The 16,647-nt window shown below is 51.6% G+C and carries 16 protein-coding genes; 11 read left to right on the top strand and 5 right to left on the bottom strand.

The window, feature by feature from the left end; all coding sequences use genetic code 11:
• Nucleotides 1-120: 120 nt before the first annotated feature.
• The gene (locus CWI35_RS11920; protein ID WP_119877789.1) at nt 121-990 is read right to left on the bottom strand and encodes an ROK family protein; all 870 of its coding nucleotides are present in this window, start codon (nt 988-990) and stop codon (nt 121-123) included.
• A 262-nt stretch (nt 991-1,252) separates the two neighbouring features.
• Here CWI35_RS11920 and ssuE point away from each other — a divergent pair, with 262 nt between their 5' ends.
• The 11 genes from ssuE (at nt 1,253) to CWI35_RS11865 (ending at nt 12,072) form a co-directional block, all read left to right on the top strand.
• Entirely contained in the window at nt 1,253-1,801 is a 549-nt protein-coding gene (gene ssuE / locus CWI35_RS11915; protein WP_015375912.1) for an NADPH-dependent FMN reductase, read from the top strand.
• A gap of 105 nt (nt 1,802-1,906) precedes the next feature.
• Nucleotides 1,907-2,815 (top strand): LysR family transcriptional regulator, encoded by a 909-nt coding sequence (locus CWI35_RS11910; RefSeq protein WP_119877788.1) that lies wholly within the window; start codon nt 1,907-1,909, stop codon nt 2,813-2,815.
• A gap of 100 nt (nt 2,816-2,915) precedes the next feature.
• Nucleotides 2,916-3,275, top strand: coding sequence for a NifB/NifX family molybdenum-iron cluster-binding protein (locus CWI35_RS11905; RefSeq protein WP_015375914.1), 360 nt, complete (start codon nt 2,916-2,918; stop codon nt 3,273-3,275).
• A 78-nt stretch (nt 3,276-3,353) separates the two neighbouring features.
• Nucleotides 3,354-4,475, top strand: a complete 1,122-nt coding sequence (locus CWI35_RS11900; protein WP_119877787.1) for an LLM class flavin-dependent oxidoreductase — start codon at nt 3,354-3,356, stop codon at nt 4,473-4,475.
• A gap of 15 nt (nt 4,476-4,490) precedes the next feature.
• Nucleotides 4,491-5,456 (top strand): aliphatic sulfonate ABC transporter substrate-binding protein, encoded by a 966-nt coding sequence (locus CWI35_RS11895; protein WP_119877786.1) that lies wholly within the window; start codon nt 4,491-4,493, stop codon nt 5,454-5,456.
• Between the two features lie 14 nt (nt 5,457-5,470).
• The gene (locus CWI35_RS11890) at nt 5,471-6,784 is read left to right on the top strand and encodes an LLM class flavin-dependent oxidoreductase (protein WP_015375917.1); all 1,314 of its coding nucleotides are present in this window, start codon (nt 5,471-5,473) and stop codon (nt 6,782-6,784) included.
• A gap of 12 nt (nt 6,785-6,796) precedes the next feature.
• The gene (locus CWI35_RS11885) at nt 6,797-8,044 is read left to right on the top strand and encodes an acyl-CoA dehydrogenase family protein (RefSeq protein WP_015375918.1); all 1,248 of its coding nucleotides are present in this window, start codon (nt 6,797-6,799) and stop codon (nt 8,042-8,044) included.
• A gap of 13 nt (nt 8,045-8,057) precedes the next feature.
• Nucleotides 8,058-9,071 (top strand): methionine ABC transporter ATP-binding protein, encoded by a 1,014-nt coding sequence (locus tag CWI35_RS11880; RefSeq protein WP_015375919.1) that lies wholly within the window; start codon nt 8,058-8,060, stop codon nt 9,069-9,071.
• A gap of 46 nt (nt 9,072-9,117) precedes the next feature.
• Nucleotides 9,118-9,717 (top strand): methionine ABC transporter permease, encoded by a 600-nt coding sequence (locus CWI35_RS11875; RefSeq protein WP_240432183.1) that lies wholly within the window; start codon nt 9,118-9,120, stop codon nt 9,715-9,717.
• A 66-nt stretch (nt 9,718-9,783) separates the two neighbouring features.
• Complete coding sequence (locus tag CWI35_RS11870) at nt 9,784-10,617, top strand: MetQ/NlpA family ABC transporter substrate-binding protein (RefSeq protein ID WP_033026430.1); 834 nt, start codon at nt 9,784-9,786, stop codon at nt 10,615-10,617.
• Nucleotides 10,618-10,677: 60 nt separating this feature from the next.
• Nucleotides 10,678-12,072, top strand: a complete 1,395-nt coding sequence (locus tag CWI35_RS11865) for an LLM class flavin-dependent oxidoreductase (RefSeq protein WP_033026434.1) — start codon at nt 10,678-10,680, stop codon at nt 12,070-12,072.
• Nucleotides 12,073-12,150: 78 nt separating this feature from the next.
• Here the strand turns inward: CWI35_RS11865 and CWI35_RS11860 are convergent, their stop codons facing one another.
• The 4 genes from CWI35_RS11860 to CWI35_RS11845 form a co-directional block, all read right to left on the bottom strand.
• Nucleotides 12,151-13,002 carry an alpha/beta hydrolase family protein gene (locus CWI35_RS11860; RefSeq protein ID WP_015375923.1) on the bottom strand — a complete coding sequence of 284 codons (852 nt, stop codon included), beginning with the start codon at nt 13,000-13,002 and terminating at the stop codon, nt 12,151-12,153.
• Between the two features lie 287 nt (nt 13,003-13,289).
• Nucleotides 13,290-14,111: a carbohydrate ABC transporter permease gene (locus tag CWI35_RS11855; protein WP_119877784.1), complete on the bottom strand. Its 822-nt coding sequence runs from the start codon at nt 14,109-14,111 to the stop codon at nt 13,290-13,292.
• Nucleotides 14,111-15,082, bottom strand: a complete 972-nt coding sequence (locus tag CWI35_RS11850) for a carbohydrate ABC transporter permease (protein ID WP_119877783.1) — start codon at nt 15,080-15,082, stop codon at nt 14,111-14,113. Before CWI35_RS11850 ends, CWI35_RS11855 begins: the two co-directional genes overlap by 1 nt.
• A 61-nt stretch (nt 15,083-15,143) precedes the next feature.
• Entirely contained in the window at nt 15,144-16,439 is a 1,296-nt protein-coding gene (locus CWI35_RS11845) for an ABC transporter substrate-binding protein (protein ID WP_119877782.1), read from the bottom strand.
• Between the last annotated feature and the right edge of the window lie 208 nt (nt 16,440-16,647).

The raw sequence follows: 16,647 nt of genomic DNA, 5'->3' as shown, positions 1-16,647 counted from the left end.
TTTTTGACCAATTGGTCGATTTTTGAACGAGTTTTTTGAACAGTCGGTCAGAGCCCCTGCCTTCAAACAAAAAACAAACGGCCCCACCGCCTGATTGAAGACGGTGAACGGCCGTCCTTGCTATTCGATCGCCCTCGCCGCAAGCGCCAACGCGCCCGCCACGCCGGCGTTGTCGCCAAGCCCTGGGAGGACGATGTACTCATCGATCTTCTCGAGAATCGCTTCGTGCTGAATATAGCCGCCAAGCAATTCCTGCACATGACGGCGCACAAGCGGCAGCACGTGCGTCTGCTTCATGACGCCTCCGCCCGTGATCACTTTTTTCGGCGATAAAATGAGGATGTAGTTGGTGATCGCCTGGGCAAGATAAAAGGCTTCCAACTCCCATACTTCATGGCGGTCCGCCAATTCCGCCCCCTTTTTCCCCCAACGCCGCTCAATCGCCGGGCCAGACGCCATCCCTTCCAAACAGTCGCCATGATACGGGCAAATGCCGGCAAACGCGTCATCCGGATGGCGGCGGACCAACATGTGGCCCATCTCCGGGTGAAGCAGCCCATGCAACAGGCGGCCCTCGACGATTGCCCCAACGCCGATGCCGGTGCCAACCGTCATGTACAGGCAGCTGTCAAGCCCTCGCGCCGCCCCCCAGCGCTGCTCGCCGAGCGCCGCCGCGTTGACATCCGTGTCAAAGCCGATCGGCACGGGAAAATGTTGCTTTATCGCGCCGACAAAATCGAAGTTTCGCCACGCCTGTTTCGGCGTGCTCGTAATGTACCCATACGTCGGGCTGTCCGGGCGCAAATCAACCGGGCCGAATGACCCGATCCCGATCGCCTCCACGTTGTGGGGGCGGAAAAAATCGATAACGTGCGCCATCGTCTCTTCCGGCGCCGTCGTCGGAAACACCGCCCGCTCATGAATGTTCCCTTGTTCATCGCCGATGGCGCAGACAAATTTTGTGCCTCCGGCTTCAATGGCTCCAAGCATCCTATGCGTCCCCTTCCTTTTTGATCATTCCTTTTTTAGTTTACCTTGAAGCATGACTATTTGGAATCCCTTTTACAGCAAAGTCGCCGCACGCCAAACGGAAGGGGAAAAACGGGTGCCGCATTCTAGCGAACAGATGTCCATCACCGTTTTGCACACAAGATGGAGAAATTTGCAAAAAGGCGATTGACACATCATCTGTTGCGTGATACGATATCGAAAACCAAGTATTCCTATATGAATTATAGAGGAGTGTGTTGCCATGCCTGATATCGTTATTCTCAACGGAAACCCATCGTCCACGTCCCGCCTCAATGGACTCATTGAGTATGCCGAACAGGCTTTGCGGCAGAAGGGATTCGCCATCGAACAAATTCGCGTAGCCGACTTGCCGGCCGATGATTTGGTGCGGGCTCGCTTTGACAGCCCCGCCATTGCAGCCGCCAACCAAAAAGTAGAGAAGTCTCATGGCATCATCATTGCCAGTCCCGTTTTCAAAGCCTCCTACACAGGAATATTGAAAGCGTACTTGGATTTGCTGCCGCAAAAGGGATTGCAGCACAAAGTCGTCCTTCCGTTGTTCATCGGCGGCTCCCTTGCCCATTTGCTCGCGATAGACTACGGATTGAAACCTGTTCTGTCCGCCTTGGGAGCGCGCTATTTGTTGGGCGGCGTCTACGCTGTCGATCAATGGGTTACCCGTCTTCCGGAAGGGGGCTACTCGCTGCCTGAAGAATTGAAGCGCCGGCTTGATGAAAGCTTATCAGAATTGGGCTCCGCCCTTCATCTGTCTGTTTCTAGCTCGTTGTAAGAAGCGATTTCACCCACTCACCCTTATCGTGCAAGCAGATTGCTCCTGTCGGACAATCTGCCTTTTTTATAAGGGAAAAAGAGAACGTCGAGGGGAGGAAACAAGATGGATTTGCGAACCATCCGAACATTTCAAGCGGTCGTGAAACACCGTAGTTTCCAACGAGCAGCTGAAGAATTGAACTATGCACAATCAACCGTTACCACCCATATTAAAAATTTGGAATCCGAGCTCGGCGTCACCCTCATCGAACGGGGCAAATCGTTTCAGTTGACTGAAGCAGGCCGATTGCTCAGCGAAAAAGGAGCGTTTTTGCTAAAAAGCTTCGAGCACTTGCAAAAAACCTTGAAAGAGTGCATCGAGGGCGAAGGAGGCGTCATCCGCATCGGAGCAATGGAACCGACAGCCAGCTATCGTCTGCCTGCCTGGCTGAGCGCTTTCCGGAACAAGCACCCTGCTATTTCGTTCAATATCCAAATTCATAGCAACCAAACGCTTATCGACATGGCCGAGCGTGGAGACATTGACATCGCCATTTGCGCAACTCCGGAATCGTTAACAGGGACAAGCTTCGAACCATTGTTTTCCGAGGATGTCGTGCTTCTTGTTCCTTCTTCCCACTCGTTGGCCAAACGTTCATCGATCGATCTTCACGACTTAGCCTATGAGCGCCTCCTTGTGACAAGCGCTGCTTGCCCATTTCGGCGCCATTTGGAAAAAAAGTTGATTGAACTCGATATTCAACCATTGTATGAAACCGAAGTGAGCAATATGTTGGCGCTAAAATACTACGTTCATGCGGCGCTTGGTGTCGCGGTGGTTCCAAAAATCTCCGTCACCCCTCCTCCCGAAGGAACAGTGGCGCTGCCAATTGTCGATTTTCGCCATGGACTGACCGTCGGCATCTTGCGACGATTTGCGAGTGGAGCATGCCATCCGGCAACGGAAACATGGATTCGTTTTTTGCTGGACCACTATGCGGGAGAACGTTGTACAGATCTTCATATTTTTTGAACCATCGCTTCTATTTTTTCAATTTTACAAACGGAAGTTGCTCCTTTATATTTTTATTAAACCTATTGAATTACTATGAAATTATATGGAGGGAGCAAGGATGATCATAGCTCTTGTGATCGACGAACAGGAGAACGTTGTCTCCATCATGGAAGGAGCAATCATTCGCCTTTATGACACGGATTCACAAACGTACGAAGACTATCCGAATATCGCCAAGCAACAGCAAGAGGGGCGCCGCAGTGCAGTTCTCCGTTTCGCCAAAGAAAAAGGGGCCGATGCCTTCGCTGCTCCGCCGAATACGTTTTGTGAACGGTCCTACGCTCAAGCTGTCGAGCAGCACGTCCAATTTTATTTGTTGGGACATCCGATTTCGTTCCGAGAATTCGAAAAGCGGTGGCAAAATGGTTCACTTTCATCAAGCGATCGGCTGCCAGCGGAAACAATTGTTCCTAGCTGACAAGGACGGTGCGCAATCAAAGCGAGAACGCTCTACTCTCTTTTCCCTTTCTGAAGACGATCCAAAGGAGGAGAAAAAATGGTCGAATTTATTACGATGGCCCCGACATCCGGAGACAGTACGTTCGTCGGTCTTGGCAACAATTCGACAAACGTAAACAGCTGGACCGGGACAGACGAGAATCCGGAGCGTCCGCCGACGGTAGAGTACATTGAAGCGATTGCCAAAGCAGCAGAAACCCATGGTTTTTCTACATTGCTGTTGCCGACAGGTGCAGGCTGCCTTGATTCGTTGGCTGTCGCAGCTTATCTCGCAGCGCGAACGACCAAATTGCGCCTTCTGTTCGCCGCCCGTCCTGGCGCCACTTCACCTGCTATTTTTGCCAAACAGTTGGCGACGATCCATGTTTGGACAAATGGACGGGCGTTGCCCAATATCGTGACAGGCGGTTCACCGGTCGAATTAGCGGCTGAGGGGGATTTTCTTGACCATGACACGCGGTATGAACGGACGAGGGAATACATCCATCTGTTGAAGCAACTGTTCACCCTCCCTTCCGTCACGTATGAAGGACGATTTTACCGTCTCGAAAACGCCTCGCTGTTCCCCAAACCCGCACAGCGCCCGCCGATTTATTTCGGAGGAGCCTCAGACATTGCCAAGGAAGTAGCGGCGCAAGTGGCGGATGTGTACATGATGTGGGGAGAGACATTCGAACGAATGAAAGAGCGAATCGAAGAAATGAAACAAAAAGCAGCTGGTTACGGGCGAACGCTCCAATACAGCATCTCCTTTCAAGTCGTGCTGGGTGAAACCGAACGAGAAGCATGGGAACGAGCGGATGCGTTAGTCAGCCATCTATCCGAGTCAGCGAAGCAAAAAAAAGATGAACTGATTGAAAAAGGTGATTCGGTTGGCGCAAGGCGATTACACGAATTGATGAAAACAAGCGCAAAACGGCGTTTCCAAATCGGTCCAAACTTATGGGCCGGGCTCACACAAGTGTTGTCGGGCAATTCCATCGCTCTTGTCGGCACCGCTGATCAAATTGCCGACCGGCTTATTGAATTCATCGATCTTGGCTTTGATTATGTATTGTTGCGTGGGTTCCCACATTTGGAAACGATTGAGCAAGTGGGAGCCTCTGTGATTCCGCTTGTTCGGGAGAAGCTTCAGCAGGCGAAGTTGTTTCATCATTGACAGGGGGGACGGAAGTTGAGAGGCAACCGTCGACTGGCAACATTGTTGCTTTTCCTATTCTTATGGGTTTTGTTGAGCTGCAGCCATGAAAAACAGCAAACACACAATAGTTCATTGACCGAGATTCGCATCGGCTACCAAAAAGGCGGAACCATCTTGTTGATGAAACATGAACATAAGCTACAAAAACAGCTCGAACAGGAAGGATATCACGTAACTTGGTCGGAATTCAACACCGGCAGCTCGATTCTGGAAGCACTCAACACTGGAAGCATTGATTTCGCTGTAGCCGGAGATATTCCTTCCATCTTCGCCCTCGCTAAAGGGGCACAATTTCGCTATATCGCTGGAGAGCCGTCATCTCCAGCCTCTGAAGGGATCATCGTACGCAAAGGACTCGACCTTTCTTCGCTAGCTGACTTAAAAGGGAGAAAAATTGCCCTCAATAAGGCATCTATCGCCGAATATCTGTTGGTCAAAGCCCTGCATTCTGTCGGTCTGTCGCTTCGGGATGTACAACCTGTATATTTGAATCCACCAGACGCCAGCTTGGCTTTAGAAAAAGGAGAAGTCGACGCATGGGTTGTCTGGGATCCTTTTTTATCCGTAGCTGAAAGCAAAGGACATACATTATTAAAAGATGGAACGGGCATCGTTCCCTATCGCACCTTTTATTTCAGCTCACCTGCTATGACGGACAGCCATCCGGATATTGTTCGTCAATTCGTCCAAGCATTGCAGAAGTCAGGAGAACAAATCCGCCGCGATCCGACAGAAGCTGCACAGCTGCTTCATGAAGCCACGAATTTGCCTGTCAACACATGGATTCACGTGTTGAAAAAACGACAATCTACTGTCCACTGGATCGACCCTCAAGCGGTTCGCGACTTGCAGCAAGAAGCAGACGACTTGCGCGCGATCGGTTTCATTGAAAAACACGTGTCCATAGAAGACGTTGTCTGGAAACCAACAAACAAGTAAAGGGGCTGAGCCACATGAAACGACGACACATCAAGCTTGGACTGTTTCTTATGGGCGTCGGCCATCATATCGCCGCATGGCGACACCCCGATGTGCGGCCGGAATGGTGCGAAGATTTCGCGTTTTTTCGCCGTCTTGCGGAAATCGCGGAACAAGGAAAGCTGGACATGCTGTTTGTCAGCGACGGACTCGCCATTGAGCCGTTGTCTCACCCTGCCGAGATCGTCCGGCTCGAGCCGTTCACATTGCTCGCCGCTTTAGCAGCCGTGACCAGCCGCATCGGGTTGGCCGGCACAGCTTCGACCACATACAACGAACCATTTCACATCGCGCGGAAATTTTCCTCGCTCGACCATATTAGCCGCGGGCGAGCCGCTTGGAACATCGTTACGTCCTACTATGAGGAAGAAGCGTACAATTTCAGCCGAACGGCTCATTTGGAACATCAGCTGCGCTATGAGCGGGCGCGCGAATTTGTCGATGTCGTCAACGGTCTGTGGGAAAGTTGGGATGAAGAGGCGCTGATTCGCGATCCATCATCTGGAATCTACTTTCATCCAGAGAAGTGGCGGCCGTTGAACCATCATGGAACCCACTTCTCGGTGTGCGGGCCGCTGAACTCTTCCCGTCCGCCGCAGGGAAAACCCGTCTTGATTCAAGCCGGCTCATCACAAGACGGCATCCGTTTCGCCGTCCATGTTGCGGAAGTCGTGTTCACCGCCCAATCGACATTAGCGGACGCCCAACGTTTTTACCAAACGGTGAAACAAGAAGCCGCACGGATCGGACGCGATCCTGATCATCTATTGATCATGCCAGGCGTAGCGCCTTACATCGGGCGAACGGAACGAGAAGCGCAAGAGCAATATGAACAATTGCAAAAGTTAATCGTTCCGGAGGTCGGGTTGGCATTTTTATCTGACTACTTAGGGGGCATCGACTTTTCAGGCTATTCACTCGATGATCCGCTTCCCGACGACATTCCTGAAACAAACGGGAATCAAAGCCGGCGCCAGCTTATCATTGATTTAGCGCGCCGCGAACGCTTGACCATCCGCCAACTGTACGAGCGAATCGCTGGAGCGCGAGGGCACTTTACCATCATCGGAACGCCTGAACAAGTCGCTGATCAACTTGAACAGTGGTTTCGCCAAGGAGCGGCGGACGGGTTTAATCTTATGTTTCCGTACTATCCGCATGGACTGTCGCTGTTTGTCGAGCATGTGATCCCGATTTTGCAAAAGCGCGAGTTATTCCGTCGCGACTATGAAGGAACCACATTGCGCGACCATCTAGAACTGCCCATGCCCAATCCAATCCGTGTATAAGGAGTGATTTTATTGGTGCTTCCTGATCTGATTCCCTACTTAGCGAATGATTTGTCCCGATTGTTTGTCAAAACGGAGCGCCACGAACAACTGTTGCAACAAGCCTCTATGCTTGCGGAACAATTCCGTCCGAACATGCGGCGCATTGATGAGGAAGGAGCGTTTCCATTTGAACATTTCCAGCTTTTGAAAGAGACCAACTATTTAGCCCTGACCGTTCCAGAAGAATACGGGGGTCAATCATTGTCTTTATACGAATTGATCCTCGTGCAAGAGCGCCTAAGCCAAGGCGATGCTTCCACCGGGTTGTGCGCAGGCTGGCATTTAGGTCTTGTGTACGATATTCGGGAACGCCGCACATGGAATGCGCGCACGTTTGCGTGGCTTTGCAGGGAAATCGTGAATCGAAAAGCCGTCATCAATCGGCTGGCCACCGAAGAAGCAACAGGAAGCCCGACTCGAGGAGGAAAACCGATTACAACCGCAGTGAAACGCGATGGAAAATGGATTCTGACGGGGAGAAAATCATTTGCCTCCATGGCGGAAGCGTTGGACTACTCATTGGTCACAGCCGTCATCGCCGATACGGGGAAAGTCGGGTTTTTCCTCGTCGATCATCGAAGCGACGGGATTCGCATTGAAAAAACGTGGGATATGATCGCCATGCGGGGGACAAGAAGCGATGACGTCATTTTCGATCATGTCGAACTGCCCACCGATGCGTTAGTCGAACTCGATCAATTAGAGTTCGTCAAAGGCGGGGGGAGCCGTGCTTGGCTTTTGCACATTCCCGCCTGCTACTTAGGGGCTGCCATCGCTGCCCGAAATTACGCCATTTCGTTTGCTTCGCACTATCAGCCGAACAGCGTATCCGAACCGATCATTCATCTGCCGCATGTTCGACAGAAAATAGCGGAAATGGATATGGAACTGTGGAAAGCCCGTCACGTTCTTTATTTTACCGCCGAAAGATGGGACGCCATTCCAGAAAAACGTTCAGCAATGGACCGAGAATTAGCATTAGCCAAATACATTGCGTTAAACAGCGCCAACCGTGTCGTCGATTTGGCCATGCGCATCGCCGGGGCGAAAAGTTTGCACCGCTCCAATCCGTTGCAACAATACTATCGTGATGTGCGGGCGGGGTTGCACAATCCACCCATGGAAGATGCGGTCGTAGAATTGTTTGCATCGCATGCCATTCCGAATGGCGCTGCAATCGTTCACAACACCGGCATCCATCCGTCACCCATCCGTTGAAAGGAGGAAAGGCATGATTGACATTCAACAAGTGACCAAAATCTACACCCTCCATCGTACGAAAGTGGTCGGCGTCGACCATGTGTCCTTGCAGATCGAAAGTGGGGAAATCTTCGGCATCATCGGCCATAGCGGAGCGGGAAAAAGCACCTTGCTCCGGTGCATCAATTTGTTGGAACGCCCCACATCCGGCCGCATCATCGTAGAGGGCACGGACATCACTTCCTTGTCCGGAGAAGCGTTGCGTGAAGCGCGGTTGAAAATCGGAATGATTTTTCAGCAATTTTGCTTAATCCGATCCAAAACGGTGTTTGAAAACATTGCCTTCGCCTTGAAAGCAGCAGGCAAAACAAGAGCTGAAATCGAGGCTCGTGTCCATGAATTGCTCGAGCTGGTCGGATTGTCTGATAAACGGGACGCTTATCCGTCTCAATTAAGCGGGGGGCAAAAACAACGCGTCGGCATCGCCCGCGCCTTGGCCAACAATCCGTCTGTTCTATTGTGCGATGAAGCCACATCAGCTCTCGATCCAGCCACAACCTCTTCCATTTTGCAGCTTCTCAAGCAAATCAACCGGGAGCTCGGCATTACCGTCGTCGTGATTACACATGAGATGGAAGTCATTAAAGAGATTTGCGATCGCGTCGCCGTCATGCAAAACGGCCAAATTGTCGAAATCGGGCGCGTGTACGATTTGTTCACCCAGCCGCGGCATCCATTAACACGGTCATTTGTCGAACATATATTGCGCTTAGACGTGCCTGAACGGTTGTGGCAAGCGCGAAGCGGTACATTGGTGAGAGTCTTGTTTCAGGGTCCCGCCGCTGAACAAGCCATTTTATCCGACACTCTTCAAACATTTCGCGTGCGCGCCAATATTTTGCACGGAAAAATCGAATATATCAATGACACACCGCTCGGCGTACTGCTGTTGGAACTGACCGGAGAGAAAGAAGAAGTGGAGCGCGCCATCCGCTATGTGGCCGAGCGGACGAAAGGAGTCGAGGTGATCGATCGTGCCGCTTGAAACCTTGATTCCGGAACTACTCAAAGCGTTTTGGGATACGTTGTACATGGTAGGCATTTCTTTGCTGGCTGCCATCATCGCAGGGCTGCCGCTTGGTGTGCTCTTATTCGTCACCGACCGCGGCCTGTTTTGGGAAAATAAGCTGTTGCAAACCATTTTAGGATTTCTTGTCAATATGGTGCGTTCGATTCCCTTTATCATTTTGCTAGTCGCCTTGCTGCCGCTGACAAAACTGCTGGTCGGCACAACGATTGGGCCAACAGCGGCGGCCGTCTCGCTGTCCGTGGCCGCCACCCCATTTTTTGCCCGCATCGTCGAAACTGCTTTGCGGGAAGTGGATAAGGGGGTGATTGAAGCAGCCACGGCTGTCGGAGCCACTCCATGGATGATCATCAAAGACGTCCTTTTATCCGATGCGCTTCCTGGCATCATCCACGGACTGACGATTACAGCCATCAGCTTGATCAGCTACTCCGCGATGGCCGGCATCGTCGGAGGCGGAGGTGTGGGAGATCTAGCCATTCGCTTTGGCTATTATCGATACGACAACACGGTCATGATCACAACGATTATCGTACTTCTCTGCTTAGTGCAAATCGTCCAATTGGCCGGCGATTCCGTCGCCCGCTGGATGGATAAGCGGTAAGCGCCGTCTGGGCGTCGCCCGCGATAACCATGCTTCAAACCTGATTTCCAAAGGAGGATTGGTCTTATGAAGCGTTTTTCATTTTTATTCACCCTTTTCATATTGCTGCTCGCCGGCACAGCAGGATGCTCGTCATCCTCTTCCTCGGCGCAGGAGGGAAAGAAAACCATTACGATTGGCGCCACCGCCGGCCCCTACAGCGATCAAATTCGGGAAGCCATTCAACCGTATTTAGAGAAAAAAGGATACAACGTGAAACTGGTAGAATTCAATGACTATGTACAGCCCAATATCGCACTTCATCAAAAGTCCATTGATGTGAATGTATTCCAAAACTCGATGTATTTAAAAAATTTTGCTCGCACCCATCATATGCAGTTGCATCCATTAATTTCCATTCCCACTGTTCCGATAGGTTTGTATTCTAAAAAACATTCTTCTTTAGATGAAATCAAAGATGGCACAACGATCGCATTGCCGAATGAACCCGTCAATGAAGCGCGGGCATTAACGATGCTAGAGCAGCTGGGCATTCTCAAACTAAAACCGGGCGTCGAGCCTACGAAAGCCTCGGAGAATGACATCGCCCAGTTTTATAAAAAAGTCATCCTCAAGCCGCTCGATCCAGCCCAGCTTCCAAGAGCGCTGGGGGACGTCGACTACGCGCTCATCAATGGCAACTATGCCCTGTCATCCGGCTTGAAGTTAACCGAAGCCGTCGCCTTGGAAAAAACGCCGGATTACTATTTAATCGTCGTCACCATCCGTCCCGAAGACAAAGACAAACCATTCGTCAACGATTTGATCGCCGCCTACCGATCGAAAGAATTTGCAAAATTGATCAAAAAGGATCCAAAATACAAAGGATACGTATGGCCCGATTGGTTCAAAAAACAGTAACCATCCCATCGGCGGCTCTCATCGCAGCGAGCCGCCGATCTGGAAAGGAGGAAACAAGCCATGGATCGTCCTTTACTATTCAATGCCTTTGAGATGGCAAGTGCGATGCACAACGCCCATGGCCTATGGAAACATCCCGACAGCGAACGTCACCGCCGCTACAAAGAACTTCCCTACTGGGTGGAAATGGCGAAGCGGTTGGAAGCAGGGCTGTTTGACGCCGTTTTTTTCGCTGACGTTCTCGGGGTATACGATACTTATCGCCAAAGCCCATCCCCATCGATTCGTGATGGAATGCAGTTTCCATTAAACGATGCTTCATTGATCATTCCTGTTATGGCAAGCGTCACCACTCATCTTTCGTTCGTGTTAACGGCAAGCACGACTTATGAACATCCGTTTCATATCGCCAGAAGGTTTTCCACTTTGGACCATCTGACAAGCGGACGAATTGCATGGAATATCGTGACTTCTTACTTGCCAAACGCAGCCGCCAACTTCGGACTGGAGAAGATGATTGCCCACGACCAGCGATATGAAATCGCCGATGAGTTTTTGGAAGTGGTCTATCAGTTGTGGGAAGGAAGCTGGGAAGATGGCGCATTTGTCGAAGATCGGACAGCAGAAGTACTGATTGATCCAGACAAAATTCATCCGATCCGCCATCGGGGGCCTTTCTTTGCCGTCAAAGGTCCGCATTTATGCGAACCTTCTCCACAGCGAACACCTGTGTTATACCAAGCTGGTTCCTCAGAGAGGGGAAGAGCGTTTGCGGCCAAACATGCAGAATGCGTTTTCGTCGGTGCACCTTCTGCTGAGCGGCTGCGAGCCTACATCGGGGACATTCGCCGCCAAGCGGAACAATGCGGGCGTGATCCCGAGCAGCTCAAATTTTTCACCTTTCTGACCGTCATTGTGGGTAAAACGTCAGAGCAGGCGGAAGCCAAATTCGAACAATTGCGCCGCCTTTGGAGCGCCGATGCCGCCAAGGCTCAGTTCAGCGGAGCGAGCGGCTATGATTTGGCTGAATATGAAGGAAAGCCAGCCCATGAACCATTTTTGTTCCGTCCCACCGACCACGGACATTACAAAGCGGCTTCGCTAACCAAAGACGCTACAAAACCGCTGACAATCGGTGAGGCGTTGCAAAAAGCCGGAACGCTGACGAGAGAGTCGGTCATCATCGGAAACCCGACACAAGTCGCGGATGCGATTGAAGAGCGGGCCCGCCGCTCTGGAGTGGACGGGTTCAACCTCGTCCATCTTGTCACCCCCAAGGATTTGGATGACTTTATCGAATATGTCGTTCCCATCTTGCAACGGCGTGGACTGTACAAAACCGCCTACACAGACGGCACTTTGCGGGAGAAGCTGTTCGGGGGCGAAGCGCGGCTGCCGAGTCACCATCCCGCTGCCGCCTTTCGCTCCATTGGAGTTCATGCAAAGAGCTCATGATACGATCCATCAGTTCATGAAAGAAGGGGTGATCGAAAACCACATGCTCGTTTTCGGTCAACCCCTTCGCCACTTTTGCTATATGTTTGTCTTATGAAAAACGGCTTGTTTCGCCTGGCTTTTCACCTCTCTCATCTTGTTCTCTCCTCCCCGCTCTGGGCGTTGGGAAAGCCAAGCAGCCGTAATGTCGAATAGTTGGCGCCTTGCCGAAATCGCGGAAAACGTATGGTCGGCTTCTGCAATCACATGGCTCCAAAATCGTGAATCAAGCCGTTTTCCAAACGCCTCCCGGTACACATCCGCATATGCAACGGGAATATCGTGATCAGCCGTGCCATGAACCAAAAGAACATCACCAGAAAACTGTTCTGCTGCCTTCAGCGGATTCGCATGAGCAAGCGATGCAAAAAAGGAAGGGGGCAATACATATCCACGGTGCTCCACCGTTTCTGCATCGACTTGTCCTCGCCCTTGTGTGGCAATGCGGACGATATCTTGATAGGGATAGGCCACAGGCGCCCACAGCACCAATCGGTCGACACGCCGATCCAATGCAGCTGTGGCCGTCGCCACCGCCCCTCCCAAACTATGGCCGAGAAGCACAAGCGGTCGACGTTCAAATGACGGAATGCGTTCCACTGCACAAATAACATCTCTCGTTTGTCGAATGAAATCATCAAATCGGTTGTTTCCGTACTCTCCGCTGCTCTCCCCGCAACCAGCATAATCAAAACGGACGACTCCGGCTCCGGCCGACGCAAATCGTTCCGCTGCTTGGACAAACAACCGATCCACACCAATCCGCGTACCGATAAACCCATGACAAATGACAACAACAGGCGCATCATCATGATCAACCGACACGGGTGGATCATGAATCGAAACCGCCAAACGTTCCCCTCCGCTCTCAATATATTGGAATTGAATCAACTGCTCTCTCCCCTTTCACCCGCCTTTAATTCATAGTAAATAAATAAGAATACTATGTTTATGTTATTTTACTACGCTTTTGCATAGCCGTCAACCGTCTCTGATCCTAGCCACAGGCAACCATCGGCTGACACACTAAAAGTTGCCAACAAAAGCACTATCTTCTTTACCTGAAAAGAAGATGCCCCTAAAAGCGGAGGGCACCTTTCATCACACTTGTATACATTTCCAAAAAGCAACAGCCTCCGTAAGTAAAATCGACGCAACGGGTGCACCTTCTTTTTTGCTCACCCCTTCACCGATCCGGCAAGCAAGCCGCGGACGAAGTATTTGCCGAGGAAGATGTACACAAGCAAGGTCGGCAGTGCGGCAAGCAAGGCTCCTGCCATTTGCACGTTCCATTGGACGATTTGGCTGCCGGATAGATTTTGCAAGGCGACCATGATCGGCTGTTTGTCGGATGTCGTGATCGTCACCGCGAACAAAAACTCGTTCCAAATGTTTGTAAACTGCCAAATCGCCACGACGACGAACCCGGTAATCGACAGCGGAAGCATAATATACCGGAAAATGCGGACAAATCCCGCGCCGTCGATTTTCGCCGACTCGATCATCTCATCCGGTATCGCGGCGTAAAAATTGCGGAACATGAGCGTCGTAATCGGAATGCCGTAGACGACATGGACGAACACAAGCCCCGGAATCGTGTTGTACAGCCCGATTTCGCGCAAAAACTGGATGAGCGGAATGAGAATGCTTTGATACGGGATGAACATGCCGAACAAAATGAGCGTAAAGAGCGTATCCGCTCCTTTAAACTTCCATTTCGACAGCACGTAGCCGTTGAGCGCCCCAAGCAGCGCGGAGAGCAGCGTCGCCGGCACGACGAGCAAAATCGAATTCCAAAAGTTCGGGGCGAGCTTGTCAAATGCCGTCGCGTAGCTGCTCCAATCGATCGTTGACGGCAGCTTCCACATATCGGCCAATGTCACTTCATCGAGCGGCTTCAAGCTCGTTGTGACCATGACATACACCGGCAACAGGAAAAACACGCTCATGACGAGGGCCAACAAATACAAAAACGGCCGCGCCCACACGGATCTCGCCATCACGATCCCCCCTTCCGGCTTGAGATAAGATACGGAACGATAAAGATGGCGACCGACAGCAGCATCACGATCGCAATCGCCGCGCCGTTGGCGTAATAGTTGCCGCGGAACGTCGTTTCAAACATGTACACGCCCGGCACATCGGTGACAAAGTTCGCCCCCGGCCCGGTCATGGCGTAAATCAAATCGAAAATTTTGAGCGAAATATGAGCCATGATGATGATGACGCTGACAGTGATCGGCCGCAGCAGCGGCAAAATGATTTTCCAATACAATTGAAACTCGGTCGCTCCGTCCATCCGCGCCGCTTCCCGCACTTCATCTGGAATGGCGCGCAGGCCGGCGAGATACATCGCGACGGCAAAGCCAGTCATTTGCCAAACAGCCGCCACGACCACCGCAATGATGGCGACCGGGATGCCAAACTCAATCTTGCCCCAATGAAATCCGAACAGAATGTTCGTATCCGTATACCATTTTCCATCCAAGCCAAGCGGTTTTAAAAACAAGTTGACGCCCGTTGACGGGTTGAACAGCCATTGCCACACGACTCCGGTGACGACAAATGACAAGGCCATCGGGAAGAAGAAAATGTTGCGGAACAGCGACTCGCCGCGCAGTTTTTGGTCAAGCAAAATGGCAAGCAGTTGGCCGAGCACAATGACGGCGGCGATAAACAACACCGTAAACACAAGTGTATTGCGCAAGTCGGCCTGGAAGCGGAAATCATGAAACAAATACAGATAGTTTTTCAACCCGGCAAACGACCAATCCGGTACAAGGGAGTTCCAGTTGCTCAACGACACATACCCCGTCCAGCCGATAAACCCGTACACAAATAAGAAAATCAGTACGACCGACGGTGCCAAAAACGCCGCTGCCAGCCAATGATCGGCCGTCCATTTCCGCTTTTTCCGCACCGCGGGGACAGCCGTTGCCTTCTCCGTCGTTGTGACGTTGACCGTTTCCACTACGATTCCTCCTCATGATGGCGAAAAGGGGAAGAGAATGGCTCCCGTCCCCTTTTCTCCATTATTTCTTCAGTTCTGCTGCAGCCGAAGCCAACGTGTCGATGAACGTCTTCACATCTTTTTGCGTCACGAAAATGTTGACGGCCTGATTGACCTTCGTGACAAACCCTTCCGGCGCTGCGGAGCCGTGGGCTAAGCTCGGCGCCAATTCGGCTGTTTTGAAGTCTTGCATCGTTTGTTTGCCGTATTCATCGTACTTGGACGGATCCGCGTCGATGCGGGCCGGGATGGAGCCTTTCAGCGGGTTGAACGCATCTTGCCCTTCCACCGAACCAAGCACCGATAAGAACTTCTTCACATCGTCCGGGTTTTTCACGCCTTTCGGCAGGCCGAACGTATCGGTAATGACCATAAACTTGCCTTCCGTATTCGGCACCGGCACATAGCCGAAGTCTTGGTTCACCTTCAATTTCAAATCGTTGACAAAATAGCCCTTCACCCAGTCGCCCATCACGTACATGGCCGCCTTTCCTTCGGCGACGAGCTGGGCGGCGTCTTGCCAGTTGCGCGAGCTATGGTCTTCGTTAATATAGCCAAGCATTTTCTTAAACGTCTCAACGGCTTGTTTCACTTGTGGGTCGTTAAACGATAATTCTCCCGTCCAAAGTTTCTTGTAGTTTTCCGTTCCGAGCGTGCCAAGCAGCACGTTTTCAAACAGGTGCGTCGCTGCCCACGGCTCTTTGTCGCCTAAGGCGAGCGGCGTAATGCCCTTTGCTTTCAGCTTGTCGGCCACTTGGAAAAACTCGTCGAATGTTTTCGGCGGCTGAAGCCCGTTGTCGGCAAATACTTTTTTGTTGTACCAAAGCACGTTGCCGCGGTGAATGTTGACGGGCACGGAGTAAATGTTGCCGTCTTTGCTTACCATATCGATAAGCGCTTTCGGGAATTTGTCCATCCAGCCTTCTTTTTCATACAAATCGTTGAGCGGCTCCATTTTGCCGGCGGCCACCCAGCCTTCATTCAGCTCCGCTCCGCCGTGCACTTGGAACGTTGATGGCGGGTCGTTCCCTTGCATGCGGCTCGCCAACACCGCCTTGGCGTTCGTTCCGGCCCCGCCGGCCACCGCCGCGTTTTCGACTTTAATATCCGGATATTTTTCTTGGAACAGTTTGATGAGCGCTTTTAAGCCGTCTTCCTCACCGGCTCCGGTCCACCAGCTGAAAATCTCGAGCTTCTCTCCCGCTTTTTGGCTGCCTTGTTTGGCGTGATCGGATGAAGAGTTCGAGCTGCTGCAGCCCGACAGCGCCATACCGACGCCAAGCGCCAACGCCAGCCATGCGGATGCTTTCTTTCTCATGGTTCTCCCCCTTTGTCTTTTGTTTTTGAAACCCCTTTCAACATCGAGTGTACCATGCGCTGTCCAGCAAACGGCGGCTTGATTTCTTCACTTTTTTGCGTTTTTCTTCACTTTTTTGTTTTCCTTTCTCCTGTTGGGCAAACGGAAGGCTCGCTGGTACAGCTAACGGCCGGTTCGCTTCCATGGCGCGAAAAAAGCCCGTCTCCCC

Source organism: [Bacillus] caldolyticus (assembly GCF_003595605.1).
GTDB classification, from domain to species: Bacteria; Bacillota; Bacilli; order Bacillales; family Anoxybacillaceae; genus Geobacillus; species Geobacillus thermoleovorans.
Note: the sequence above shows the minus strand (reverse complement) of the source record. Positions and strands in the feature narration are given on the sequence as shown.